This is a genomic window from Rubrivivax sp. JA1026 (assembly GCF_011065555.1).
Lineage (GTDB): Bacteria > Pseudomonadota > Gammaproteobacteria > Burkholderiales > Burkholderiaceae_C > Rubrivivax > Rubrivivax benzoatilyticus.
The window spans coordinates 460415-483981 of sequence record NZ_JAALCQ010000002.1; the positions used below are offsets into that span (position 1 = coordinate 460415).

A 23567-nucleotide genomic window follows, 5' to 3' on the forward strand; every position below is an offset into this window, starting at 1 on the left:
CGGGTCGCGGTCTACACTGCGTGCACCGGACCCGCTCCAGAGCTTGTCGCCTGCGCCGAATCCGAGGGAGCCGTGATGAACGACACCGAACGACCCATCGAACCCCAAGAACCGGATCACGCCGAGGGCACTCCGTCTGGCGGCTTCTCCCCGCGTCGCCGGCGCTTGCTGAGGGTCGCCGGCGGTGCCGCGCCGGCCTCGCTGCTGCTGGTCGGCCGCCCGGTGCACGCCACGACCTTCAGCTGCCTGTCGACCTCGGCCTGGGGCTCGGTGATGGTCAACCCGTCGGCCAGCGTCTCGGCGCGCGCGATCGCCAACGGCACCAAGATCCAGGCCTGGTCGCTGGACCAGTGGTGCCGCAATCTCGAGCAGGTCGGCATCGGCCGGCCGTGGGACAAGCTGTGTGGGAGTCTCGACAGCAAGAAGTTCGGCAGCAACTTCGACGGCTGGAAGAGAACCGTGCTGGTCAGCCACTTTGACGTGCCCCGGCCGAGCGGTCTTCACACCAAGGATGTGCTGCTGTTCGATTTGCTCAACAAGATCAACAACTGCGCGGGGCTTGACGATTTCCCGCGCCACATGGTCGTGGCCTGCCTGAACCAGCGGCTGCTGCAGGGCAAGGGCGTGGACATCGACCCGACGCGCTGCGTGCCGCTGCTGGACGTCAACCAGATGGCCTCCGGCAGCTACACGCTGCCCTCGGGCAAGTACTGGGGCCGTGCCGAGATCCTCGACTACGTGAAGAACAACAACGTCTCGCGCCCGATCTGATGGCGTGACCGCGGCGACCTGGTCCCTCACGCACGAGGCGGCGATCCACGTCCGGTCCTGGGACGACTCGGCCTGCGCGATCGCCTTCGACGAACGCAGCGGCGACACCTTCACGCTCGGCGCGCTGGCGCTGGAGTTGATGGCGATGCTGCACGAGCACGGCGCGCAGTCCGAGCCGGCGCTGGCCGCAGCACTCGCCGCGGAGCTGGGCACCGAGCTGCCCGCCGACATGGCCGGCGCCATCGGCACCGAACTCGAACAGCTGCGGACACGGGGCCTCGTCGCGCGCCTGGACTCTTGAAGATCTCCGACCTCGATCGTGCGGCGCTGCGCGCGCGGCTCCGCGGCGCCGGCCTGCGGCTGGACCTGCACCCCTTCAGCGCCTGCGTGCGTTCCGAGCTGCCGGCGCTGGCCGACGCCGTGGCGCTGCTCTACGCCGACTTCCCGCTCGCCGCCGAGGACGGCTTCGCCGACTTCCATCTCGAGATCCGCGCCGAGCCGCGCTGGCTGCCGTTCGGCCGCTGGCGCGCGCGTTTCCTCTACGACGGGCTGCCGGCCTTCGTCAGCCTGCCCCGGCGCCAGGCGCCGACGATGCTCGAATGGGGCCTCAACTGGTGCGTGGCCTCGCACGCCCACCAGTTCCTGGTCTGCCATGCCGCGGTGCTCGAGCGCGACGGCCGCGCGCTCGTGCTGCCGGCGCCGCCGGGCTCGGGCAAGAGCACGCTGACCGCGGTGCTGGCCCATCGCGGCTGGCGCCTGCTGTCCGACGAGCTCGCGCTGCTGGACCCGGCCACCGGCCTGGTGCACGGCATGGCGCGTGCCGTCAACCTGAAGAACGCCTCGATCGACCTGGTCACCGGTTTCGTGCCCGAGGCCGTGATGTCGCCGCCGGTGCCGGACACGCTGAAGGGCACGGTGGCGCTGATGCGCCCGCCGGCCGAGGCCGTGCGCCGCCGCGCCGAGCCGGCACGGCCGGCCTGGGTGGTGCTGCCGCGCTGGCAGGCCGGAGCCCGCGCCGGCTTCGAGCGGCTCGACCGCGCGCAGGCGGCGCTGCTGCTGGCCGAGCAGTCCTTCAACTACCACGTGCTCGGGCGGCGGGGTTTCGACACGCTGACCACGCTGGTCGGCGCCGTCGACTGCCTGAGCTTCCGCTACGGCACGCTCGACGAGCTCGAGCCGGCCTTCGAGGCGCTGGCCGCCGGCCGGCCGCCGGGAGACGCGCATGGCACCTAGCCTGCTCGTGCGTGTGCTGCGGGAGCCGGCACGCGCTGCCGCGCTGGCGCCGGCCGGCTGGGACCTGCTGGTGCGCCAGGCGCGCCGCGCCAACCTGATCGCCCGGCTGCACGACGCGCTGGCCGAGGCCGACGTCCAGGCGCCGCCGCCGGCTCAGGCCCATCTGGCGGCCGCGCGCCAGATCGCCGACGCCCAGCGCCAGCGCATGCGCTGGGAGCTGGCCTGCATTGCCGAGGCCCTGGCCGGGGTCACGCCGCACTGCGTCGTGCTCAAGGGCGGCGCCTACCTGGCGCTGGACCTGCCGCTGGCGCGCTCGCGGCTGTACGGCGACCTCGACATCCTCGTGCCGCGTGCGGCGCTGGCCGACGTCGAGAGCGCGCTGCTGATCCACGGCTGGATCGTCGAAGGCCTGTCGGCCTACGACGAGCAGTACTACCGCCGCTGGATGCACGAGTTGCCGCCGATGCGCCACCGCAGCCGCGAGACGGCGCTCGACGTGCACCACACGCTGCTGCCGCTGACCTCGCGCACCGCGCTGGACACGCCGGCGCTGTTCGAGGACCTGCGCCCGCTGGCCGCCTGGCCCGGCCTGTCGACACTGGCGCCGGCCGACCTGCTGCTGCACAGCGCGACCCACCTGTTCCACGAAGGCGAGTTCGCCCACGGGCTGCGCGACCTGTTCGACCTGGACGCGCTGGTGCGCCACTTCGGCGGCGAGGCCGCCTACTGGGACCGCGTCGTCGAACGCGCCGGCCGGCTGGGGCTGCGGCGCTCGCTGCACTATGCGCTGCGCCACAGCGCGCGTGCGCTCGGCACGCCGGTGCCGCCGGAGGTCCAGCGTGAACTGCAGCGCGCGGCGCCGCCGTGGCCGCTGCCGGCGCTGCTCGACGCCTGTTACGCGCGGGCGCTGCAGCCGCAGCACCCGAACTGCGAGACGCCGGGGGCGCCGCCGGCGCGGCTGGCGCTGTACCTGCGTTCGCACTGGCTGCGCATGCCGCTGCCGCTGCTCGCCCGCCACCTCGCGCGCAAGGCCTGGCGCCGGTTCAGCGGCGCCGAGCGCCGCGAGCAGGAGGCCGCGCAGCGCCAGCAGGCCTGACCCGGCAGGCCCGACGGCGCGGCCCGGTCTTCAGCTCGCCTTCTTCAGCAGCTCGGCGACCTCGGCCTGGCCGTCGAAGCCCGGGCCGAGCTTGGCCAGCTTGTCGAGCTCGGCGCGCGCGCCGGTCTTGTCGCCCGACTGCAGCATCAGCTTGGCCAGCGTCAGCCGCAGCGACGGCGAGTCGGGCGACCGCTGCACGGTCTCCTTCTGCAGCTGCAGCGCGCGCGGCAGCTGGCCTTCGGCGGCCGCGGCCAGCGCCAGCGTGTCGCGCAGCGCCGGCTGGCCCGGGGCCAGCGTGTTCGCCTTCTCGGCCAGCGCCAGCGCGCCGGGCTTGTGCTGCTGCAGCATCAGCCAGGCGACGTTGTTCAGCGCCATCGGGTTGGACGGCTGGCGCTGCAGGACGTCGCGGTAACGCGCCTCGGCGGCGGCCCAGTCCTTCGTGGCCAGCGCCAGGTCGCCGAGGTGGAAGCGGAACGCGATGTCGTCCGGGTGCTGCTTCTGCCAGCTGGCGGCGAAGCGCTCGGCCTCGTCGCCGTGCCCGGCGGCGCGCAGCGTCGCGTGCAGCCGGATCGCCGACTCGGCGCCCGGCGCCTTCTGCACGGCGCTGCGGATCAGCGCGAGCGCCGCCTCGGGCTTGCGCCGCGCGGTCTCGACGTCGGCCTCGGCGAGATAGCCGATGGCTTCGCCGGGGCGCTGCTTCTGGATCTCGCGCGCCAGCGCCACGGCCTCGGCATAACGCCCGCTGCCGGCGTACAGGCCGAGCAGCGCGCGCTGGGCGGGCAGCAGGCGCGGCGCGAGTTCCAGCGCGGCCTTGAGGCTGCGTTCGGCGCCGGCCTCGTCCTTCAGGCCCAGGTAGGCGTCGGCCTGGCCGAGCAGCCCGGCCGGCGAGCGCGGCTGCAGCTGGGCGAGCTTCTGGAAGCTCGTCAGCGCCTGCTGGTAGTCGCGGTTGGCCAGCTCGCTGCGGGCCAGCGCGGCGAGCAGCTCGCGGCTGGCCGGCAGCGCCGCCACGGCCTCGCGGGCCGCCGACAGCGCCCCGCGGGTGTCGCGCCGGGCGAGGCGGTCGTCGATCAGCCGCAGCCGCGGCAGCGCCTCGTTGGGCGCGGCCTTCACCGCGGCCGCGTATTGGGCGCTGGCGGCGTCGGCGCCGCCGCCGGTGCGCTCGTGCCACTCGGCCAGCGCCAGCATCGCGCGCCAGTTCTTCGGGTCGCGCGCCAGCTCGTCGTCGAAACGCTTGCGCGCCGCGTCGGCCTTGCCCTCGGCCAGGTCGAGCGCGGCCAGGCTGGCGACGGCCGGGAAGTAGGAGGCGTCGCGTTCGAGCGCGCGCCCGAACGCGGCACGCGCGCCGGCGCGGTCGTTGCCGAGCAGCAGCACGCGGCCGCGCATCAGCTCGGGCGTCGGGTCCTGGGGCCGCTTGGCGTCCAGGCCGTCGATGGCCTTCAGCGCCTTGGCGCGGTCGCCTTGGCGCAGGTACGAGGCGATCAGCGCCATGTCGGCGCCGACCCCCGACTCCTGTGCCGCCAGCGTCTCCAGCTCACCCAGGCCGGCGCTGGTGTCGCCGCGCCCGATCTTGCCGAGCGCGACCGCGGTGCGCGCGCGCGGGTTCTGTGGCGCGACCTTGGCCGCCTGTGCGAACACCGCCTCGGCCTGGCGCGCCTCGCCGATCTGCAGGTACGCCTGGCCGGCCAGCAGCAGCGTCTCGGCGCGTGCCTTGCCGCTGTCGAGTTCGGGCTGCAGCAGCGCCAGCGTCTTGTCGGCCTGGCCGGTGCGCAAATAGGTCTCGGCGAGCAGGCGGGTGGCCAGCGGCATGCCGGGCTGCAGCTTCACGGCCTGGGCCAGCAGGGTCTCGGCCTGGGGCAGGGCGCGCAGCTGGTATTCGGCGGCGCCGGCCAGCTGCAGCACGAGGGGGTTGTTCGGTGCGGCCTGCACCAGCGGCTGCGTCAGCCGCCGCACGCCTTCGAAGTCGCTGCGCAGGTAGGCGGTCTGGGCCTGCAGCAGGCGCGTGCCGGCCAGGTCGGGCAGGTTCTTGGCGAGCTGCTGGACATGGGCCTCGGCGCCGGCCACGTCGCCGGCGGCGACGAGCAGCGAGACGAGCGACTGGTGCGCCGTCATCTGCCGCGGGTCGGCCTCGGCGGCCTTGCGGTAGGCCGCCAGCGCGGCGTCGCGGTCCTGGCGCCCGTACTGCTCGAGCTGGCCCTTCAGCAGCCAGGCCTCGGCGTTGCGGGCGTCGGCGCCGGTCAGCTCGTCGGTCAGGCGCAGCGCGCCGTCGAGGTCGGCCCGGGCGGCCAGCTGCCGCGCCTTCAGCAGCTTGGCCGGCGCGTAGCCGGGCTGGGCCTGCAGCGCGGCCTCGACCGCCTGCTCGGCCTTGGCCGTCTGGTCGAGCCGCAGATAGGCCATCGCCAGCGTCGTCGACAGGTCGGCGTCGGCCTCGGGCTGGCCCAGGCGCGTCGCGCCCCAGGTCTGCACGACGCGGCGCTCTTCGCCGGTGGCCAGCGTGGCGCGTGCCAGCGCCGGCACGACCCGCGCCTCGGGCAGCTTGAGCATCTCGGCCTTGCGCAGCTCGACGACGGCGCCGGCGGCGTCGCCCATGGCCAGCAGCGTCGTGCCCAGCAGCAGCCGGGCCTCGGCGAGCTCGGGGTTCTTCTGCAGCGCCGACTTCAGCGAGATGGTCGCCGACTTGCTGTCGTTCTGCGCCAGCGACTGCTTCGCGGTGGCGAGCAGCTCTTCTTCGGACGGGCCGCCGCAGGCGGCGAGCAGCGCCGCGACGGTGATCGCGACGGCAGTCAGGGAGTGTTTCATCACAGGGTCTTGAGGAGGCGGGTCACTTCGTCTTGGCCGCGGAAGGACGGGCCGAGCTTGGCGAGGGATTCGAGTTCGGCCCGGGCCGCAGCCTTGTCGCCGTTGGCCATCAGCAGGCGGGCCAGGCCGAGGCGGTAGTTCGGCACCTCGGGGGCCTTGGCGACGGCTTCGCGCTGCGTCTGCACGGCGCGCGGCAGCTGCTTGTCGGCGGCCAGCGCGCCGGCCAGCGTGTCCAGCACCGAGGCGTTGCCCGGAGCCAGTTGCAGCGCCCGTTCGGCGACGGCCACCGCGCCGGGCTTGCCCTGGCGGACCATCAGCCAGGCGACGTTGTTGTGCGCCACGGCGTCGTTGGGCCGCAGCGCGACGACCTTGCGAAAGCGCGCCTCGGCCTGGGCGAACTGCCCCTGGTCGAGCGCCGCGCCGCCCAGGTGGTTCTGGAAGTCGGCGTCTTTCGGATGCTCGGTCTCCCAGGCGGCGGCAAAACGTTCGGCCTCGGCCTGGCGCCCGGCCAGGCTCAGCAGCGCGTGCTGCCGCACCGCCACCGCGGTGGCGGGCTGGCGCTGGAGCGCGACGCGCGTCGCCGCCAGCGCCGCCGGCCATTGCTTCTGCGCCGACAGCACCTCGGATTCGAGCAGCGGGCCGGCGGCCTCGCGCGGGCGCTGCCGGCCGACCTCGCGTGCGACCTGCAGCGCCTCGTCGTAGTGCTGGCTCGCCAGCGCGACCTGCACCAGGCGCTGCTGCGCCGGCAGGTGCTCGGGTGCGGCCTTCAGGGCCCGGCGCAGCGCCTGCATCGCGGCGTCCGGGTTCTTCATCGCCACGTAGGTGTCGGCCATGCGCATCTGCGGCCCCGGCAGCTCGGGCTGGGCCGCGGCGACCTTGCCGAAGGTGGCCAGGGCTTGTTGCGTGTCGCCCACCGCGAGCTGCGCCACGCCCAGCGCGTCGAGCAGGCGCACGTCGTCGGGCACCGCGGCGACGGCCTCGTTGGCAGCGGTCAGCGCCGCCTTGTGATCGCCCAGGCCGAGGAAGTGCTCGACCAGCACCAGCCGCGGCGCGGCCTCGCCGGGGTTGGCCTTGACGGCGGAGGCGAGCAGGCCGCCGACCTCGGCGGCACCGGCGCCGGTGCGCTGCTTCAGGTCGGCGATCGCCAGCAGTGCGCGGTAGTCGCGCGGGTCCTGCTCCCGCAGCGCCTCGAAGCGCTTGATCGCCTCCTGCGGCTTGTTCTCGGCGAAGTCGATGGCCGCCAGCCCGGCCACGGCCGGGAAGTAGGCCGGGTCCAGCTCGGCCGCCCGGGTGTAGGCCGCGCGGGCGCCGGGCGCGTCGCCGCGCTGGCCCAGGATGCGGCCGCGCAGCAGGTGCGGCAGCGGCTGGCCCTGCATCTTCTTCTCGAGCCGGCCGGTCGCCGCCAGCGCGGCGTCGACCTGGCCGACGCGCAGCCGGGCGCTGATCAGCGCCAGGTCGGCGTAGTTGCCGGGGTCCTGCGTGGCGATGTGCTCGAGCTGCGCGAAGCCGTCGTCGGTCTGGCCCTTGGCGATCTGCGTCAGCGCCAGCGCGGTCGAGACCTTCGGGTCGCGCGGGTCGATCGCCGCCGCGCGCTTGAAGTAGCGCTCCGCGGTCGCCATGTCGCCGCTCTGCAGGTAGGCCTCGGCCGCTGCCGCCAGCGACGGGGCGTCCGGCCGCGGCCCTTCCAGCACCGGCTTGATCGCCTGCAGCGCCTTGGCCGGCTGGCCGGCGCGCAGATGGGTCTGGGCCAGCAGCCGGCGCGCCGTGCCCAGCCGCGGCTCCTGCTGGATCGCGCGGTTGAGGAAGGACTCCGCGAGCAGCAGCCGGCCTTCGCGGAACTCGATCGCGCCGGCCAGCTGCAGCAGGCGCACGCTGGTCGGCGCCAGCTTCAGCAACTGCTGCACGCCGTCGCGCGCGCGCTTGACGTCGCCGTCGAGCAGCGCGACCTGGGCGTCGTAGTAGCGCGTGTCGGGATGCTGCGGCAGCACCTTCTTCATCGCCGCGACCATCGCGCGCAGGCCCTCGACGTCGCTGCGCTCCAGCAGCAGCGGCACCAGCGCGGCGTAGGCCGGCAGGTGGCGCGGCTCGGCCTCCAGCGCCGAACGGAAGGCGGCCATCGCGCCGTCGTTGTCGCCGAGGCTCCAGCGCAGCACGTTGCCCTTGAGCAGCCAGGCGTTGGCGTTGCCCGGCGCGTCCGCCAGGATGCCGTCGACGCGCTCCAGCGTCTGCCGCGGCGACTCGGTGCGCGTCAGCAGGCGCGCCTCCTGCAGCCGGGCGGTGATGTTCTTCGGGTCCAGCCGGAGCGCCTGGTCGACGGCCGCCTGGCTGCGGTCGGAGTCGCCGAGCGCGGCGTGGGCCAGCGCCACCTGGGCCCGCAGTTCGGCGCCGGCGACACGGTCGCCGAGCTCGAAGCGGCCGTACAGGTCGGCGACCTGCTTGGCCTCGCCGCGTGCGACCATCGCCTTGGCCAGCAGCGGCAGCACCGCGTTGTCGTCCCAGCGCAGGTCGTGCGCCTTGCCGAGCTCGATCTGCGCGGCGGCCATGTCGCCGCTCTCGAACAGCGTGCGCCCGAGCAGGAAGCGGGCCTCGGCCGACTGCGGGTTGCCCTGCAGCGCGGACTTCAGCTCGATGATCGCCGCCGGGCGGTCGTTGTTCTGCAGGTGCCCCTTGGCCGACGCGATCAGCTCCGTGTCGGACTTGGCGCCGCAGCCGACGAGGCCGGCGAGGGCGACGGAGATCGCCGCGGCGATGCCCAGGCGCTGAAGTGTCGAACTCACGTGGTCTCCCTTCGTCGGCCGGGCGCTCATTTGATCGCCAGGCGGTGCATCAGGTCGTAGAGCGTCGGCCGGCTGATGCCCAGCAGCTCGGAGGCCTTGACGATGTTGTTGTTGGTGCGCGCCAGCGCGGCGATCACCGTCTGGCGCTCGGCAGCCTCGCGCGCGGCGCGCAGGTCGAACTCGGTGCCGGCCGCCGCGGCGCCCTCGCGCTCGGGGACCTTCAGGCCCATGTCCTGGGCGGTGACGCGCGTGCCGTCGGCCATGATCGAGGCCCGCTTGACGACGTTGATCAGCTCGCGCACGTTGCCCGGCCAGGCGTGGGCCTCGATGGCCTGCAGCGCGTCCTCGCTGAAGACCAGCGAGCCGCGACGCTGCTCCTGCGCGAAGCGGCGCAGGAAGGCGTGCGCCAGCAGCACCGCGTCGCCCTGGCGCGAGCGCAGCGGCGGGATCTTCACCTCGATCTCGGCGAGGCGGTAGTACAGGTCCTCGCGGAAGCGGCCTTCGGCGATCAGCGCCTGCAGGTCCTGGTGTGTCGCGCCGACGACGCGCACGTCGACCGGGATCTCCTGACGCGCACCCAGGCGCTCGATCTTGCGCTCCTGCAGGAAACGCAGCAGCTTGGCCTGCAGCGATGCCGGCAGGTCGCCGATCTCGTCGAGCATCAGCGTGCCGCCGTTCGCCGTCTCGATCTTGCCCGGCGTCGTCTTCGCGGCGCCGGTGAACGCACCCTTCTCGTAGCCGAAGAGCTCGCTCTCGAGCAGGTTCTCGGGGATCGCGGCGCAGTTGATGGCGACGAAGCGCCCGCTGCGGCGCGAGGCCTGGTGCAGGCCCTGCGCCAGCACCTCCTTGCCGGTGCCGCTCTCGCCGAGCAGCAGCACCGTCGCGTCGCTGGAGGCCACACGCTCGACCATGCGCGAGATGCGCAGCATCTCCGGGTCGCGTGTCATCAGCCCGGACAGCGCGTCGGGCTGCTGCAGCGCCTGCAGCCGGCGGTTCTCGGCCTGCAGCTCGGCCAGGCGCATCGCGCGTTCGATCGTCAGCCCCAGCACCTCGGGGTCGAAGGGCTTGGCGAGGAAGTCGTAGGCGCCCAGGGCCACGGCGCGCAGCGCGTTGGCCTGGTCGTTCTGCCCGGTCAGCACGATGACCTTGACGTGCGGGTCCAGGTCCAGCAGCTGCTCGAGCAGCCTGAAGCCCTCGGAGACCGAGTCGGGGTCGGGCGGCAGGCCGAGGTCCATCGTGACGACGGTGGGCTGCACGCGGCGGTATTGCAGGATCGCGGCTTCGCGGTCGGCGGCGGTGGCGCAGTCGTAGCGGTCGAGCGACCACTTGATCTGCTTCTGCAGCGCGAGATCGTCCTCGACGATCAGCACGCGACCGGCGGTGTCGGGGTTCAGGCTCATGCGGACATCCGGAGGTCTGAGGAGGCGTGGGTCTCGAACAGCGGCATCAGCAGCGTGATCACGGTGCCTTCGCCGACGCGGCTGGCGACGTCGACGCTGCCGCCGAGCTCGCGCAGGTACTGGAAGCTCTCGTAGGAGCCGATGCCCATGCCGCTGGTCTTGGTGCTGCTGAACGGGCGGAAGAGCTTGTTGCGCACGAAGTCCTCGCTCATGCCGATGCCGGTGTCGCCGACCTCGACCTTGACCTGGCCGCCGTGGCGCGCGCAGCGCACCCAGACGCGGCCTTCGGGCGGTGTCGCGTCCAGCGCGTTCTGCACCAGGTGGCCGAGCACACGCTCGAGGCGGTCCTCGTGGCCGCGCGTGGCCAGGCCCGGCGTGCAGTCGGTCTCGACGCGGCGGCCGGCGCTGCGCGCGCCCGAGGCGATGCGCTCGACGACGGCCGCCAGCTCGACACCGCGCGCGCCGCCCGGCGGCGTCGCGCCTTCGCGCAGCTGCAGCATCAGGCGGCGCATCTTCTCGAGCGAGCTTTCCACCGTCATCAGCATGTCCTGCTGGAACTCCGGGTTGGCGTGCAGTCGCTGGGCATTCTTCATCATCAGCGACAGCTGGGTGACGATGTTCTTCAGGTCGTGCACGACGAAGGCCGACATGCGGTTGAAGGCCTCGAACTTGCGCGCCTCCAGCAGCGCCTCGGTGGCCTGCATCTGCGCCAGGATGCCGGCGGCCTGGCGCGCGGCGGTCTTCAGCAGGTCGCGCACCTCCCAGTTCAGCTCCAGCCGCGTGCGCGGCCGGCCCAGCGTGACGAAGCCCAGCAGCTCGCCGGCCACCGGCAGCGGCACCACCAGCCAGGTGTCGCCGCCGTCGCGCAGCCAGGCCGGCAGCGCCAGGCTGCCGTAGCGGCGTGGCGCGTCGCGGAACTCGTCGAGATCGATCACCCAGCCGGGTTCGCCGAGAAAGGCGACCAGCGGCGCGTCGGCGGCCTCGGCGGCGTCGACCTCGGCGGTGTTCCAGCGTGCCGCCTGGCGGTAGGCGCCGTCGGCGCCGCCGCGCAGCCACAGGCTGCCCGAGGGCGACTCGACCATGTTCGCCAGGCCGCGCACGACCAGGCCGCCGATCTCCTGCGGCGAGCCGCGCGACGACAGCATCGCGGTGAAGCGCAGCCACTCCTCGCGGTAGTCGTAGCGGTAGCTGAAGAAGTGCTTGCCGACGAAGACGCGCAGCCGCGCGCGGGCCGTGCCCGACAGCACCATCATCGCCAGCATCAGCACGCCGGCCGCGCCGAGCACGATCTGCAGCCCGCGCCCCCAGTCGCCGCCGAAGTCGCGCACCCAGTAGCCGACGCCGGCCATGACGAGCAGGTAGCCGCCCACCAGGATCAGCGTCGCCGAGTAGAAGGCCGCCGAACGCGAGACCTGCAGCCGGCGGATCCAGTCGCGGCGGCGGTGCGCGGCCACCAGCAGCCCGGGCATCGACAGCGCCACGACCAGCCCGCGCACGCCCAGCGCGTCGGCGTCCGGGCGGCCGAACAGCAGGCCCTCGGCGTAGACGTAGAGGTCGAACGCGAACAGCAGCGCCAGCCCCAGGCACACCGGCTTGGCGTTCCAGCGCGAGTCGTCGGGCAGGTTGCGGAACAGCTGTTCCACCAGCACCAGGCCGACGACGGCGATCAGCAGCCAGCCGCCGAACATCAGCCGGGCGAGCGCGGCGGGCTCGCGCGCCAGGCCGACGCCGACCAGGCCGCACAGCGTCACCACCACCGCGACGGCGGCCGCCGTGCGCAGCGGGCGCAGCACGGGGTCGGCCTCGTCGCCGCGGCCGGGGGCCAGCAGCGCGAGCATGAAACGCAGCCACAGACCCAGGCGCAGCAGGTCCAGCAGCGCGGCCGTGTAGGCCGCCGTCAGGCTGGGCGCGCCGGCCTGCCACAGCGAGGCCAGCGCCCAGGCGACGGTGGCGCCGAGCGCAGCCAGGAACAGCGTGGCGTTGGCGTCGCGGTCGCGGCGCCATTCGGGCGCACGCAGCAGCATCGCGACGAAGCCGGCATGCGCCAGCGCCGCGAGGGCGAAACCGAGCAGGGCGAGATCGGCCTCGGGGCGTTCCATGGTTCAGGCGTTGGCCGGCGCGTCCGCTCCGTGGAAGGGAGCGGAAGATTCTAGGTGGCCGGCCGGCGGCTCAGCGCGCCCCCTTGCCCGTCAGCACCACGCCGACCGTCTCGAACAGCACGACGAGGTCGAGGAACAGCGAGTGGTTCTTCACGTAGTAGAGGTCGTACTGCAGCTTCTGCTGCGAGTCCTCGACCGTGGAGCCGTACTGGTAGCGCACCTGGGCCCAGCCGGTGACCCCCGGCTTGACGCTGTGGCGCACCGCGAAGAACGGGATCTCGCGCGTCAGCTGCTCGACGAAGAACGGGCGTTCGGGGCGCGGGCCGACCAGGCTCATCTCGCCCTTGAGCACGTTGAACAGCTGCGGCAGCTCGTCGATGCGCAGCAGCCGGATGACGTGGCCGACACGCGTGACGCGGTCGTCCTGCGCCGTGGCCCAGCGCGGCTTGCCGTCCTTCTCGGCGTCGGTGCGCATGCTGCGGAACTTGGTCACCATGAAGCTCGCGCCGCCCAGGCCGACGCGCTCCTGGCTGTAGAACACCGGGCCGCGGCTGTCGATCTTGATCGCCAGCGCGGTGAGCAGCATCACCGGCGCCGACAGCACGATCAGCAGCGTGCTGAACAGGATGTCGAAGACACGCTTGATCGCGGTGCGCACGGCGCCCTGGTTGAAGCCCTCGCCGAAGATCAGCCAGCCGGCGTTGACGAAGTCGACGCGGATCTGGCCGAGCCGCTTCTCGAAGTGCGTGGACAGGTCGTAGACCTTGACGCCGATGAGCTTGCAGTCGAGCAGCTGGCGCAGCGGCATGCTGCCGGAGCGGCGTTCGGTCAGCGCGACGACGATCTCGTCGACGCCCAGCTGTTCGGCCAGCGCCGGCAGCGCGAGGTCCGAATGCAGGATCTGGCCCTCGGGCACCGCCGTCTCGCGCTCGTTCGGGCCGGGCAGGAAGCCGACGATCTCGACACACGGGTCCGAGGCGAGCAGCGTCTGGCCGACGATCTGCGCGGCCGGGCCGGCGCCGAAGACCATCACCCGCACCCGGTCGCGGTCGCGTGCGCCCCAGTGGGTCACGTAGACGCGCCGCGCGACGACGGCGGCCACGCCGGCCATCGCCGCGATCTGGACGACGTGGCGCTCAGGCGCGGCGGCCGGCAGCAGGCCGAAGCCGAGATAGGCCAGCGGCAGCACGATGACGAGCATCGCCACGGCGCGGGCGCAGCTCTGCACCGGCGTCAGGTTGGGGCCGCGCTGGTAGATGCCGGTGGCTGCGCTGATGACCACCATGCCGGCGGCCAGCGACAGCACGTGCGGGCCGGCGACCGTCAGCAGGTCGGGTGCGTGGCCGAAGGGCACGAAGAACACCGCGACGAGCATCAGCACCAGCAGGGCGCAGTCCGAGGAGATCTGCAGCAGCGTCTGGCGGTGCACGTAGTGGTTGAAGATGCGGATCATGGTCGCTACCGGGTGAGCTTCCGTGGCGATGGCCGCTGGGACCAGCAGGCGGTGGAGAGCCTGGAGGTGATCGTCCCCGGCCGTTTGATGCTTGTTGCAAGCAGGCGTGACCTGCTTTCAGGCACTGTAGGGAAGGCCCCCGGGCAGCGGCACCCCCGGCTCACGGGATCGGGGCGCTTAGCGCGCTGAAGCCGCAAAGAATGCGACTTGCGTCATGAAAACGCGAGGCTGTGGCGCCTCGGCATGGCGCCAGTTGCCGCTTCAGTGGCTGGGGCCGCCCAGCGCCGCGGCGCAGGCGTCCGGTCTGGCTCGCCGGGCCCGGGCCCGTGGCCGCGGGTCCGGGGACGACGGCACCCCCACGATCGTGGTCGCCGTCACCTCGTGTATCCGGGCGTGTCGGTGCGACGCACCAAAAGAAACGGGGGGCCGAAGCCCCCCCGATGCGTGCCGGCGGCAGGTCTCAGCCGCGGCGACGGCGCGAGGCCGCGAAGCCGGCGGTGCCGAGAGCCAAGCCGACCAGGGCCAGCGTGCCCGGTTCCGGAACGTCGCCGGTGACCGCCGAGTTGAAGTCGGTCTGGGCGATGAAGTCCGGGGCGCCCGGGGTGCCACCGTTGATGTTGCCCACCACCGGGGTGTAGCCGCCCGAGCCGCCGTTGGCGGCGTAGGTGCCGTCCACGTGCACGTTGTCGCATGTCGACACGTGACCGGTGCTGCCGACCGCCGCGCCGTTCTGCGTCGTGTTGAAGCAGTCCGACGGGTTGACCGAGGTGTACGGCAGGCCGATCGAGATGTTCGCGAAGTTGATCGTGAACCCGGTCAGCGTCGTCAGGAAGAAGGTCGGGTCGAGCGCGATGCTATCGGTGCCCGCAGTGATAGCCTCTTGCGAGCCGAAGCCCCTCACGGTCTGCTGGCCGGTGTAGTCGTTCCCGTTGAAGCCGTCCAGGACGGCGGCCGCCGAGGTGATCGTGAAGTTGCCGAACGCGTCGACGGTGATGCCCGACAGCTTGCCGATCAGGCGGCCGTCGTTGAAGCCGTTGCCGGTCAGGTCGGTGGCGTTGGTGCCGCTCGGCGCGCTGTAGTAGATCTCCAGCCAGCCGGCGCCGGTCGTGGCAAACGTGGCGGAAGTCAGGCCGGGGCCGACGCCGACGACCCGCTCGGTGTACCCGGCGACCAGCGTGATCTCGCCGAAGTTCGGGGGCAGCGTGCCCGAGCTGCCGCCGTTGGCCAGCGTGTAGCCGGTCAGCTTGGCGTGCGTGTAGACCTGGAACTCCGTCGACCCGCCGTTCTGGGTGGCGAAGTTGACGATGGCGTTGTTCGCGCCCTGGGCCAGGAAGCTGGTCTGCGACCAGTCCAGCGCCGTGACTTCGACCGGGGCCAGGCCACCGGCGCCGTCCAGGTCGAGAACAAGGCCGGCGTGGGCGGGGCCGGCGAGGGCGAAGGCACTACCGATCAGTGCACCCAGGATGCTCTTGCGCATTCGGACTCCTCTCAGGATTCGTTGCAGTACTGGGCACGTGCCCGCTGAGCCAACAAAGCAACGGCTGTGCCACTTTCGCCAAGTGGCTGTCATGAAAGGGAAAAGTGGCTTTTCATGGCCTCTGTCCGGTGACCTGTGTAAGGCTTTCCGACAGGGCTGGAGACGGCCTGCCGGGGCCGGAGGCCGGGCTCAGCCGCCCGTCGCCAGCAGCCGCCCGGCCACCCGCAGCGCGTTGGCCGCGATCGTCAGGCTCGGGTTGGTGCCGCCGCTGGACGGGAAGAAGGAGCTGTCGACGACGTAGACGTTGTCGAGCTCGTGGACCCGGTTGTCGCGGTCGAGCACGCTGTGCCGCGGGTCGTCGCCGAAGCGGCAGGTGCCGCAGACGTGGGCGATGCGCTGGTTGTTCGCCACCTGGTCCAGGCGGCGCCAGCGCCGGCCCTGCAGCGTGCGCCGCAGGTGCGCGCGCAGCGTTCTCATGCGCTCGTGGGCCTCGGGGCGCAGCCGGTACTCCAGCAGCACGCGCTGCGGCCCGTCCGGGTGGCAGGCGACGCGGTTGTCGGCGTACGGCAGATCCTCGGCGATCGTCGCCAGCGTCATCCAGCCTTCGCTGAGGTCGCGCAGCAGCGGCAGCATCAGCGGCCGCGCCAGTTCCAGCAGCCCGGCGGCGGCGGCCCAGGGCGTGGCGCGCAGGTCCGAGGCCAGCGAGCCCAGCAGCATCGGCGCCGGGGGCAGGCGGCCGAAGGACTGCAGCGTGCCGAGCTTGGCGCCGCCGTCGACGTAGAAGTCGTTGCAGGCCAGTTCCTTGCGCCGGTTGTCGAAGGGCTCGTCCGCCGCCCGCGGGCGCACCAGGTAGACGTCGATCAGGTGGCGCATCAGGCAGCGCCCGAGCAGCCCCGACCCGTTGCCCAGCCCGGCGCCGCCGGCCGAGCGCAGCAGGATCAGCGGCGACTGCAGCGCCCCGGCGGCCAGGATCACGCGCCGGCCGCGCAGCGTCAGCGGGCGGCCGCGCCAGGTGCAGCGCAGGCCGCCGGCGCGGCGCCCGTCGGCCAGCAGCTCCAGCACCCGGCAGCCGGCGAGCAGCGTCGCGCCGTGATCGCGCACGGCCGGCACGAGGCAGGCGCTCTCGGCGTCACGCTTGCAGCCGTGGCGGCAGAGAAAGCTCTGGCAGGACCCGCAGCCCGGCCGGTACTCGCAGGCGCTGGGCAGGCGGTACGGATGCAGGCCGCGCGCGCGCAGGAAGTCGGCGAACTCGCTGCCGGCCGCCGACAGCGGCGCCGGCGCCGGCAGCCGCGGCGCGTGCGCGGCCAGCGGGTCGGCGTCGCCGCGCACCCCGTACAGCGTCTCGGCCTGCTCGTAGAACGGCAGCAGCTCGGCGTGCGACACCGGCCAGCGTTCGACGACCGCGGCGTCGACGGCACCGGCGGCGAAGCGGCCGGGCTCGAAGTCCTCCGGCGTGAAGCGCTCCATCGCCATGCCGTACAGCGCGCTCGAGCCGCCCGGCCCGTGGCCGATGAACGGCGTGAACTCGCGCTCGCGGCGGGCGCTGCGGTCGACGATGCGGTCGGCGCAGCGCCCGCCGCGCGCCGCCAGCGCGGCGTCGCCCGGCCCGAGCGCGCGGCCGTCGCGGCCGGCGGCGAGCTCCGGGTACTCGCCCAGCAGCGCGTCGTCGCCGCGGTCGCCGAGCTCGCAGAACAGCACCTGCTGGCCGGCGCGGGCCAGCGCGTGGCCGATCGTCGCGCCGCCGATGCCGGTGCCGACGACGATCGTGTCCCACAGCCGGTCCAGCCCCTCGGGCGCGGTGTCGGTCGTCATGGCCGGTCCTCGCGGGCTGCGCCCGTCACCTCGTCGACATAACGCACGAAGCGCTCGCGTGCCTCGCCGGCGCCCAGGCGCGCCAGCGTCTCGCGGCCCGGGCCGCCGGACAGCAGCGCGGCCGCGGCGCGCCGCACCGCGGCGGCCGACAGCCGGTCGGCGCGCAGCGCGATGCCGGCGCCGGCGGCCTCCAGGCCGCGCATGTTGAGCATCTGGTCCATGTTGCTGCAGATCCCGAGCACCGGCGTGCCGGCGGCCAGCGCCTGCTGCGAGGTCGGGCTGCCGCCGTTGCAGACCACGAGCGCGGCGCGTGCCGCGGCGGCCTCGCCCGGCAGGTAGTCGGCGACGCGCAGGCCGGCGCGCGGCCGCGGCGCCGGTGCGCCGGCGGTCGCCAGCATCGTGCGCGCGCCGAGTGCGTCGAGCGCGTCGAGCACGGTCTCGATCGCCGCGGCGTCGCCCGAGCTGCCCATCGTGACGTAGACCGGCGGGCCGTCGCCAACGGGCTCGTCCCACCACGGCGGCGGCGGCACCGGCGGCGACCACAGGACCGGCCCGAGGTGGCGGTGGTTCGCCGGCGCGCCGTGCAGCGGGAACAGTGCCGGCGAGTCGGCGTAGAGCGTGTCGTCGGCGTCGGTGTAGACGCGGCGCAGGTCCGCCGGCAGCGGCGCCAGGCCGCGCGCGGCGCGCACCGCGTTCAGCGGCCGGCAATGCGGCGCCAGCAGCGGGCCCTGCAGCAGGTCGAAGCCCGCCTGGGCCAGCGCCAGCGGCGCCCGGCGTGTCCAGCCCAGCACCGGCAGCGGCAGCCGGCGGTCGGCCGCGTACGGGCTCCAGTAGGCGTTGCAGATCGCGGCGTAGCGCACGCCCGCCAGCCGGGCGCTGACCGACAGCGACAGCCGGAAGTCGCCGACGACGAGGTCGGGACGGCGGCGCTCGAACAGCGCCAGGTCGGCGTCGACGGCGGCCTCGAGCTCGGCCTGGCGCATCAGCGGCTCGCCGCGCCGCAGCCGGGCGGCGAACAGCGCTGGGTCGATGCCCGCCAGCGGCTCCCAGCGCCCGGCGTCGGCGCCCAGGAAGCGCCGGGCGTGTTCGGGGCAGGCGAGGCGGCCGTCCACGCGCTGCGGGTCCAGCGCCGCCATCAGCGCCGCCGGCCGCGCCAGGTGGGCCAGCGTCGCCGCCTCGCCGACGAAGAGCACGCGCGGGCGAGGGGCCGGGGCGGGCGTGCTCACGTCGTGGCCCGGTGGCGGGCTCAGAAGTAGACGGTGCCGATCAGCGACGCCGAGCGCTTGACGGTCGTGATGCCGAACTCGGTCCAGTCGTCGCCGTGGTTGTCCTGCAGCTGCAGCGCCAGATCCCAGCGCGGCATGCGGTAGCGCAGCTCGGCCCAGGCCATGCGGCTGCGGTCGCTGCGGTTGAGCTTGAGCAGCCCGGTCAGCTCGAGGTTCTTGATGAACAGGTCGCGCTGCACGGCGTAGACCAGCCAGGCCTGGCGCGCGGCGTTGTCCTGCAGCGCGGTGGCCGCGCCGTAGTAGGCGGCGGCCGCGGCCGGGCTGGCGGCCAGCGCCTTCCAACCGTCGCGGTCGAGCGCGGCGCCGTTGTACTGGAACTCGCCGGTCAGCGAGAGCTTGCCGGCGGTGGTGTAGGTCAGGCCGAGCGCGGCGCGGTGGTGGCTGCGCCGCCCGCCGTCCAGCCCCAGCGCCTGGTCGAGCAGCTCGCGGTCGCGGCTCCACGACCACTCGGCATGGCCGACGAGGGCCTGCGACAGCAGCGCGGTGGTGCTCGCGCCCAGCCGCGTCGACTCGCCGTCGGCGCGGTGCACCAGCCAGCGTGCGTTCCAGCTCTCGCTGAAGCGCGTGCCGAGCACGATCTGGCCGCGGTCGCGGTGGTTGGTGGCGCCCCAGTCGGCGCTGAAGCGGTGGTCGCTGGCCTCGTCCTCCAGCTTCGGCGAGAAGGCGGCCTCGAGCGCGACGTCCTGCCACAGATGCTGGCCGCGCAGCATCACGCTGCCCAGGCGGTTCTCGCGCAGCGTGAACGGGTTGACGGTGGTGATCGTGCGCAGCGCCTGGTCGCGGAAGAAGTCGCTCGGGTTGTAGCCGTAGCCCGGGCCTTCGCGCAGGTTGATGCGGCCGAACTCCAGCGCGCTGCGGGCGCCGTCGGCCTGCCAGCCGACGTAGGCCTCGCGCAGGCTCAGCACCGGGTTGGACACGCGCTCGTCGGACGGGCGCGTGGCGTCCAGGCGCAGCGACAGCACCGACTGCAGCGCCGGGCTCCAGCGCCGGCCGTCGCGCCAGTCCAGCGTGGCGCGGCCGATCGAGCGCGAGCCCAGGCCGTAGCGCTGGTCGGCGCGGCCGGCGGCGGCCTCGACGAAGAGCTTGCTGGCGCTGCCGGCGTCGGCGGCGGCCGGGGCTTCGGGTTCGGCCTCGAGGGCCAGCGCGTCGAGGTCGTCGGCGAATGCCGGGCCGGCGAGACAGGCGCCGGCGGCGAGCGCCAGCGGGGCGAGCAGACGGGGCAGGGTGGCGGCGGACAAGATCACTCCGGTTGGAAGCGGGGCAGGAACTCGCGCTGGAACCAGCTCTCGGGCAGGTTCTTCTCGGTGTACTGGGTCAGCCGCATCAGTGTCACCGAGGCGGCGTTCAGCCCGTCGATGATGACCAGCTCGGTCGGGCGATCGACCCCCAGTTCGCGGGCATAGCGGCGGTAGTAGACGGTCTTCAGCAGCCGGCCGGAGTCGGCGAAGAAGCGGCCCTTGATCGGCTGGTCGTTGCCGGCGTCGACCCAGAACTCGATGCGCGCGTAGGTCGCGTCGGGCACCGCCGCGCTCAGCTCCAGCAGCCGGGCGCGGCGCGGCTTGCGGTCGCCGTCCTGCACGTCCTCCTCGGCTTTCAGCACGGCCTTGTAGTCGCGCGCCAGGTTGACGGTGACGACGTCGCCGTTGGACGCCTGGCCGAGCAGCCGCTGCTGCGGCGACAGGCGCACGCTGGCCTTGGTCGACGGGTCGTAGAACCAGAGGTCCTGGCCGTTCTTCAGCATCAGCTTGCCGGCGTCGCGCGCCGGCGCCGTGAAGCGCACCAGGCTCGCGAACTGGCCGTCCTGGGCCAGCGTGCGCGAGAAGGTGACCATCGTGCTCGAGTCCACGCGCTTGCCGTCCTGGAACTCGGTCAGCGCGACGTTGACGGCGAACGGCCGCCCGGGGTTGCGCACCGCGTCGCTGGCGGCCAGCAGGCGTTGGGCGTCGGGGGCCGCCTGCACGCCGCGGCAGGCGGCGAGGGCGGCGGCGGTGGCGAGCCAGGTTCTGCGGTTCATCGTTTGTCCTCGGGTGTCAGGCATGGCGCAGCGCGTCGACGATGACCAGCCGCGACGCGCGCCGCGCCGGCCACCAGGCCGACCCGGCGGCGATCAGGATCAGGCCGGCCGTCGTGCCGACGATGGTCGTGGTCTCGCCCCACACGCGCAGCAGCAGCGGCAGCGCCTCGCCGCTGCCCGGCGGCACCCAGGTCAGGCCGAGCTGGTTGATCAGCGCCGACGAGGCCAGCGCGAACGCCGCGCCCGCCAGCGTGCCGGCGACGCCGAGGATCATGCCCTCGAGCACGAACATGCGCTGCACGCCGCGCTGCTTGAGGCCCAGCGCGCGGATCGTGCCGATCTCCACCGTGCGCTCCATCACCGCGGTGCTCATCGTGTTGCCGACGGTGAACAGCACGATCGAGCCGATGAGCACGAAGATGAAGCCGAAGATCGTGTCGAACATCTGCACCGTCTGCACGAAGAACGGGTTGAGCTCGCGGAAGTCCAGCACCGCCAGCGGCTGCTTCGGCGCGGTCTCGGCCAGCAGCGCCTGCAGCCGCGTGCGCGCGGCCTCGATCTGCCCGCTGTGCTGCAGCTGCACCGTGATCGCGGTCGCCTTCGGCGCCTCGCGGCCGTAGACCAGGCGCTGGGCCTGCGGCAGCTGCAGCAGCAGGTAGACCTCGTCGAGCTCCTTGAAGCCCTGCAGCTCGGCACGCACGACCTGCAGCGACACGACGTTCGGCGCGCCGCCGGGGCTGGTGGCCAGCACCTCGATGCGCGGCGCCCCGCCGGCGGTCTTCGCCGGCCCGGCCGCCGGCGCCTCGCCTGCGGCGAGCGCGGCGATGTCGTCGGGCAGCGCCTCCTGCTCGGCCTGCTCGGCGACCTCGGGCCGCGGGCAGTCGGCGACGGCCAGCGCCTCGCACAGCATCAGCACCCGCGCGACACCCTGGCCGACGAGCGCGCCGTCGGCCGGAGCGCCGGCCAGCGCGAACGGCGGCGCCTCCAGCCGCAGGTCGAACTCGTTCCAGTCGCGCATGCGCTTCTGGTCGGCGGCGATCACGCCGGTGCCGAGCACGGTGCGCGAGACGCCGGCCGAGAAGTTGCTGGCGATGCCGCCGAACTGCAGCGTCGGCGTGACGACGGTGACCATCGGGCCGAGCTCGGGGTCGGCGCGGATCGTGTCGACGATGCGCTGGTAGTCGGCGATCGAGTAGCGGGTCGGGTTGCCGCTGCCGTAGAGGAACAGGTCGCGGTGCTGGATCTGCAGATGGCCGCCACCGCGCACGTAGGCGGTGTGCATCGTGTACTCGATGTTCTTGCGGTAGCCGCCGAACAGCAGGATCGCCGCCGCGCCGATGGCCAGCGCGATGAAGGTCGCCAGCGAACGGCGCCGGTTGCGCAGCAGGTTGCGCACCGCCAGCAGCAGGTCGATCACCGTGCGTCCTCCCCGGGCTGGGCGCTGTCGGCGGCGCCGTCGAGGTCCGCGGCGGGCTCCTCGCCCGGCGGCGCGCTGCGCCGCCGGATGGCGCGGATCTCGCCGTCCTTCAGGTAGATCGTGTCGTCGGCGGCGCCGATCACCGCCCGGTCGTGCGACGAGAACAGGAACGAGATGCCGTAGCGGCGCTGCATGCTGCGCATCAGCTGCAGGATCTCGGCGCCGGTGCGGCTGTCCAGGTTGGCCGTCGGCTCGTCGGCGATGACCAGCCGCGGCTTGAGCGCCAGTGCGCGCGCGATCGCCACGCGCTGGCGCTGGCCGCCCGAGAGCTGGCCGGGGCGGTTGTTCGCCCGGTCGCTCAGCCCCACCGCCTTCAGCAGCCGGCGCACGCGCTCGGCGCGCCGGGCCGCCGGCAGCTGGGCCAGCAGCATCGGGTACTCGATGTTCTCCCAGGCGCTCAGCACCGGCAGCAGGTTGTAGTTCTGGAAGATGAAGCCGATGTGCCGGGAGCGGAATTCGGCCAGTTCGTCGTCGTTCATCGGCCCGACGTCCTGGCCGGCGACGACGACCTGGCCGCTGTCGGGCCGGTCGATGCAGCCGATCAGGTTCAGCAGCGTCGTCTTGCCGCTGCCCGAGGGGCCCAGCACGACGGTGAACTGCGCCGGGCGCACCAGCAGGTCGACATTCTTCAGCACCGGCACGTCGACGTCGTCCAGGCGGTAGCCCTTGACGACGCCGCTGAGCACGGCCACGGGCTGGTCGGCGGGGGTGGGGCTCATCGTGCGGAGTCCGGTCGGTTGACGAACAGCTGCGCCAGGTCCCGCCGCAGCGAGCGCGACCGCGCCGGCACGCCCAGGCCGACCCGGCCGACGAAGACGCCGCGCGCCAGCGCGTCGGCGCCGGCGATGCGCTCGAAGCCGGCGGCGACCTCGGCCGCCGCCTCGGCGGCGCCCGGCGTCGCCGAGAACGGCCGGCCTTCGCGCGCATAGCGGGCGAAGATCAGCGGCGTCATCTCCGGCTGCAGCTGCAGCCCCAGCGCGGTGGCGGTGAGCCAGAAGCGCTGCATCGCGCGGCCGCCGGCGACGTTGGCCTGCACCGACAGCGGCGGCTCGGGCGCGAGGATCACGAAGTGCGCCGCGCAGCCCAGCGCCGGCAGCAGGTCCATCTCGATGCGCGGCATCCAGGTGCCGGCCAGGAAGCGGTTGGCGAACTGCACGCGCTTCCAGTCGGCGAGCGCGAAACGCATCGCCGGCAGCACCAGCGGGTTGGCGCCCAGCGCCTGGTCGGGCACGCGGTCGCGGCTGTAGCGCGCGCCCCACTCGATGATGTCGCGGTGCACGCGCCAGGCCTCGGGCGTCGTCAGCCGCAGCCGCGCCGAGCGGAACAGCAGCCCGGCCATCGCGCGGCGGGCGCCGCCCTCGATCCAGCGCACGGCGTGGCCGGCGCCGACGCTGGCCTCCAGCGCCTGGCGCTGCGCGGCGTCCAGAGGCGTGCGCCGGAAGGGCTTGCGCTGCACGCTGCGCTGCTCGATGACGGCGGCCAGCGGGTCGGGCGCGACGCCGGCGTCGGCCACCAGCTGCAGCCGGTAGGTCGGGCGTTCGTCGGGCCCGGGCTGGCGGCTCGCGTCCAGGCGCCAGCCGTGCGCCGACGCGGCGATGGCCGCGGTCTCGATCAGCGCGCCGATGGCGACCTGGCTGGGCCGCCCGTCGAGGTCGTAAACGCAGTGCTCGCGGGTGTCGTGGCCGTGCAGCAGCGCCGCGTCGTCGCCCAGGCGCTCGAAGCGCCAGGGCTGGGTGTTGTCGCCGCTGGGGGCCCAGCGCGCGGCGTCGAGCACGAGCTCGATCGGGGCACGGTCGGCGGCGGTCGTCACGGCGGTGTCGTGGGGCATGTCGGGGCGCGCCTGCGGCGGGAATGCGGGTACATTCTGCGCGGACTC

At 73.6% G+C, this 23567-nt stretch carries 17 protein-coding genes; 4 read left to right on the top strand and 13 right to left on the bottom strand.

Features of this window, described 5'->3' with window-relative positions; genetic code table 11:
• The first annotated feature begins 165 nt into the window (after positions 1–165).
• From G5B56_RS05800 to G5B56_RS05815, 4 genes are read left to right on the top strand one after another with little or no spacing between them, the layout of a single operon-like run.
• Positions 166–771 (top strand): hypothetical protein, encoded by a 606-nt coding sequence (locus G5B56_RS05800; RefSeq protein WP_164962594.1) that lies wholly within the window; start codon positions 166–168, stop codon positions 769–771.
• A gap of 4 nt (positions 772–775) precedes the next feature.
• A complete protein-coding gene (locus tag G5B56_RS05805; RefSeq protein WP_164962595.1) occupies positions 776–1072 on the top strand; it encodes an HPr-rel-A system PqqD family peptide chaperone in 297 nt (98 codons plus the stop codon).
• Positions 1069–2004, top strand: coding sequence for an HprK-related kinase A (locus G5B56_RS05810; protein WP_164962596.1), 936 nt, complete (start codon positions 1069–1071; stop codon positions 2002–2004). The genes G5B56_RS05805 and G5B56_RS05810 overlap by 4 nt, the downstream gene beginning before the upstream one ends.
• The gene (locus G5B56_RS05815; RefSeq protein ID WP_164962597.1) at positions 1994–3100 is read left to right on the top strand and encodes a nucleotidyltransferase family protein; all 1107 of its coding nucleotides are present in this window, start codon (positions 1994–1996) and stop codon (positions 3098–3100) included. Before G5B56_RS05810 ends, G5B56_RS05815 begins: the two co-directional genes overlap by 11 nt.
• 30 nt (positions 3101–3130) lie before the next feature.
• Here the strand turns inward: G5B56_RS05815 and prsT (G5B56_RS05820) are convergent, their stop codons facing one another.
• The 13 genes from prsT (G5B56_RS05820) to G5B56_RS05880 form a co-directional block, all read right to left on the bottom strand.
• Positions 3131–5896: an XrtA/PEP-CTERM system TPR-repeat protein PrsT gene (prsT, locus tag G5B56_RS05820; protein ID WP_164962598.1), complete on the bottom strand. Its 2766-nt coding sequence runs from the start codon at positions 5894–5896 to the stop codon at positions 3131–3133.
• Positions 5896–8673 (bottom strand): XrtA/PEP-CTERM system TPR-repeat protein PrsT, encoded by a 2778-nt coding sequence (gene prsT, locus G5B56_RS05825; protein ID WP_164962599.1) that lies wholly within the window; start codon positions 8671–8673, stop codon positions 5896–5898. Before prsT (G5B56_RS05825) ends, prsT (G5B56_RS05820) begins: the two co-directional genes overlap by 1 nt.
• 26 nt (positions 8674–8699) lie before the next feature.
• Complete coding sequence (gene prsR, locus G5B56_RS05830; RefSeq protein WP_164962600.1) at positions 8700–10073, bottom strand: PEP-CTERM-box response regulator transcription factor; 1374 nt, start codon at positions 10071–10073, stop codon at positions 8700–8702.
• On the bottom strand, positions 10070–12172 hold the full coding sequence (gene prsK / locus G5B56_RS05835) for an XrtA/PEP-CTERM system histidine kinase PrsK (protein ID WP_164962601.1): 2103 nt from the start codon (positions 12170–12172) through the stop codon (positions 10070–10072). The genes prsR and prsK overlap by 4 nt, the downstream gene beginning before the upstream one ends.
• A gap of 70 nt (positions 12173–12242) precedes the next feature.
• Entirely contained in the window at positions 12243–13625 is a 1383-nt protein-coding gene (locus G5B56_RS05840) for a TIGR03013 family XrtA/PEP-CTERM system glycosyltransferase (protein WP_009857350.1), read from the bottom strand.
• A 460-nt stretch (positions 13626–14085) separates the two neighbouring features.
• Positions 14086–15102, bottom strand: coding sequence for a PEP-CTERM sorting domain-containing protein (locus tag G5B56_RS05845; RefSeq protein WP_164962602.1), 1017 nt, complete (start codon positions 15100–15102; stop codon positions 14086–14088).
• Between the two features lie 189 nt (positions 15103–15291).
• The gene (locus G5B56_RS05850; protein ID WP_164962603.1) at positions 15292–16914 is read right to left on the bottom strand and encodes a GMC oxidoreductase; all 1623 of its coding nucleotides are present in this window, start codon (positions 16912–16914) and stop codon (positions 15292–15294) included.
• The gene (locus tag G5B56_RS05855; RefSeq protein ID WP_164962604.1) at positions 16911–18140 is read right to left on the bottom strand and encodes a glycosyltransferase; all 1230 of its coding nucleotides are present in this window, start codon (positions 18138–18140) and stop codon (positions 16911–16913) included. The genes G5B56_RS05850 and G5B56_RS05855 overlap by 4 nt, the downstream gene beginning before the upstream one ends.
• A 20-nt stretch (positions 18141–18160) precedes the next feature.
• Positions 18161–19438: a hypothetical protein gene (locus G5B56_RS05860; protein ID WP_164962605.1), complete on the bottom strand. Its 1278-nt coding sequence runs from the start codon at positions 19436–19438 to the stop codon at positions 18161–18163.
• Positions 19439–19440: 2 nt separating this feature from the next.
• Positions 19441–20214, bottom strand: a complete 774-nt coding sequence (locus G5B56_RS05865; protein WP_164962606.1) for an outer membrane lipoprotein-sorting protein — start codon at positions 20212–20214, stop codon at positions 19441–19443.
• 16 nt (positions 20215–20230) lie between these two features.
• Positions 20231–21631, bottom strand: coding sequence for an ABC transporter permease (locus G5B56_RS05870; RefSeq protein ID WP_164962607.1), 1401 nt, complete (start codon positions 21629–21631; stop codon positions 20231–20233).
• Positions 21628–22410, bottom strand: coding sequence for an ABC transporter ATP-binding protein (locus G5B56_RS05875; RefSeq protein ID WP_009856304.1), 783 nt, complete (start codon positions 22408–22410; stop codon positions 21628–21630). Before G5B56_RS05875 ends, G5B56_RS05870 begins: the two co-directional genes overlap by 4 nt.
• Positions 22407–23519 carry a nitroreductase family protein gene (locus tag G5B56_RS05880; RefSeq protein ID WP_164962608.1) on the bottom strand — a complete coding sequence of 371 codons (1113 nt, stop codon included), beginning with the start codon at positions 23517–23519 and terminating at the stop codon, positions 22407–22409. Before G5B56_RS05880 ends, G5B56_RS05875 begins: the two co-directional genes overlap by 4 nt.
• Positions 23520–23567: the final 48 nt, after the last annotated feature.

Bases quoted from the DNA above. Each gene is read 5' to 3' on its own strand.
- G5B56_RS05815 (WP_164962597.1), top strand. From the start codon at position 1,994: ATGGCACCTAGCCTGCTCGTGCGTGTGCTGCGGGAGCCGGCACGCGCT.
- prsT (WP_164962598.1), bottom strand. From the start codon at position 5,896: ATGAAACACTCCCTGACTGCCGTCGCGATCACCGTCGCGGCGCTGCTC.
- prsR (WP_164962600.1), bottom strand. From the start codon at position 10,073: ATGAGCCTGAACCCCGACACCGCCGGTCGCGTGCTGATCGTCGAGGAC.
- prsK (WP_164962601.1), bottom strand. From the start codon at position 12,172: ATGGAACGCCCCGAGGCCGATCTCGCCCTGCTCGGTTTCGCCCTCGCG.
- G5B56_RS05840 (WP_009857350.1), bottom strand. From the start codon at position 13,625: ATGATCCGCATCTTCAACCACTACGTGCACCGCCAGACGCTGCTGCAG.
- G5B56_RS05845 (WP_164962602.1), bottom strand. From the start codon at position 15,102: ATGCGCAAGAGCATCCTGGGTGCACTGATCGGTAGTGCCTTCGCCCTC.
- G5B56_RS05850 (WP_164962603.1), bottom strand. From the start codon at position 16,914: ATGACGACCGACACCGCGCCCGAGGGGCTGGACCGGCTGTGGGACACG.
- G5B56_RS05865 (WP_164962606.1), bottom strand. From the start codon at position 20,214: ATGAACCGCAGAACCTGGCTCGCCACCGCCGCCGCCCTCGCCGCCTGC.
- G5B56_RS05875 (WP_009856304.1), bottom strand. From the start codon at position 22,410: ATGAGCCCCACCCCCGCCGACCAGCCCGTGGCCGTGCTCAGCGGCGTC.
- G5B56_RS05880 (WP_164962608.1), bottom strand. From the start codon at position 23,519: ATGCCCCACGACACCGCCGTGACGACCGCCGCCGACCGTGCCCCGATC.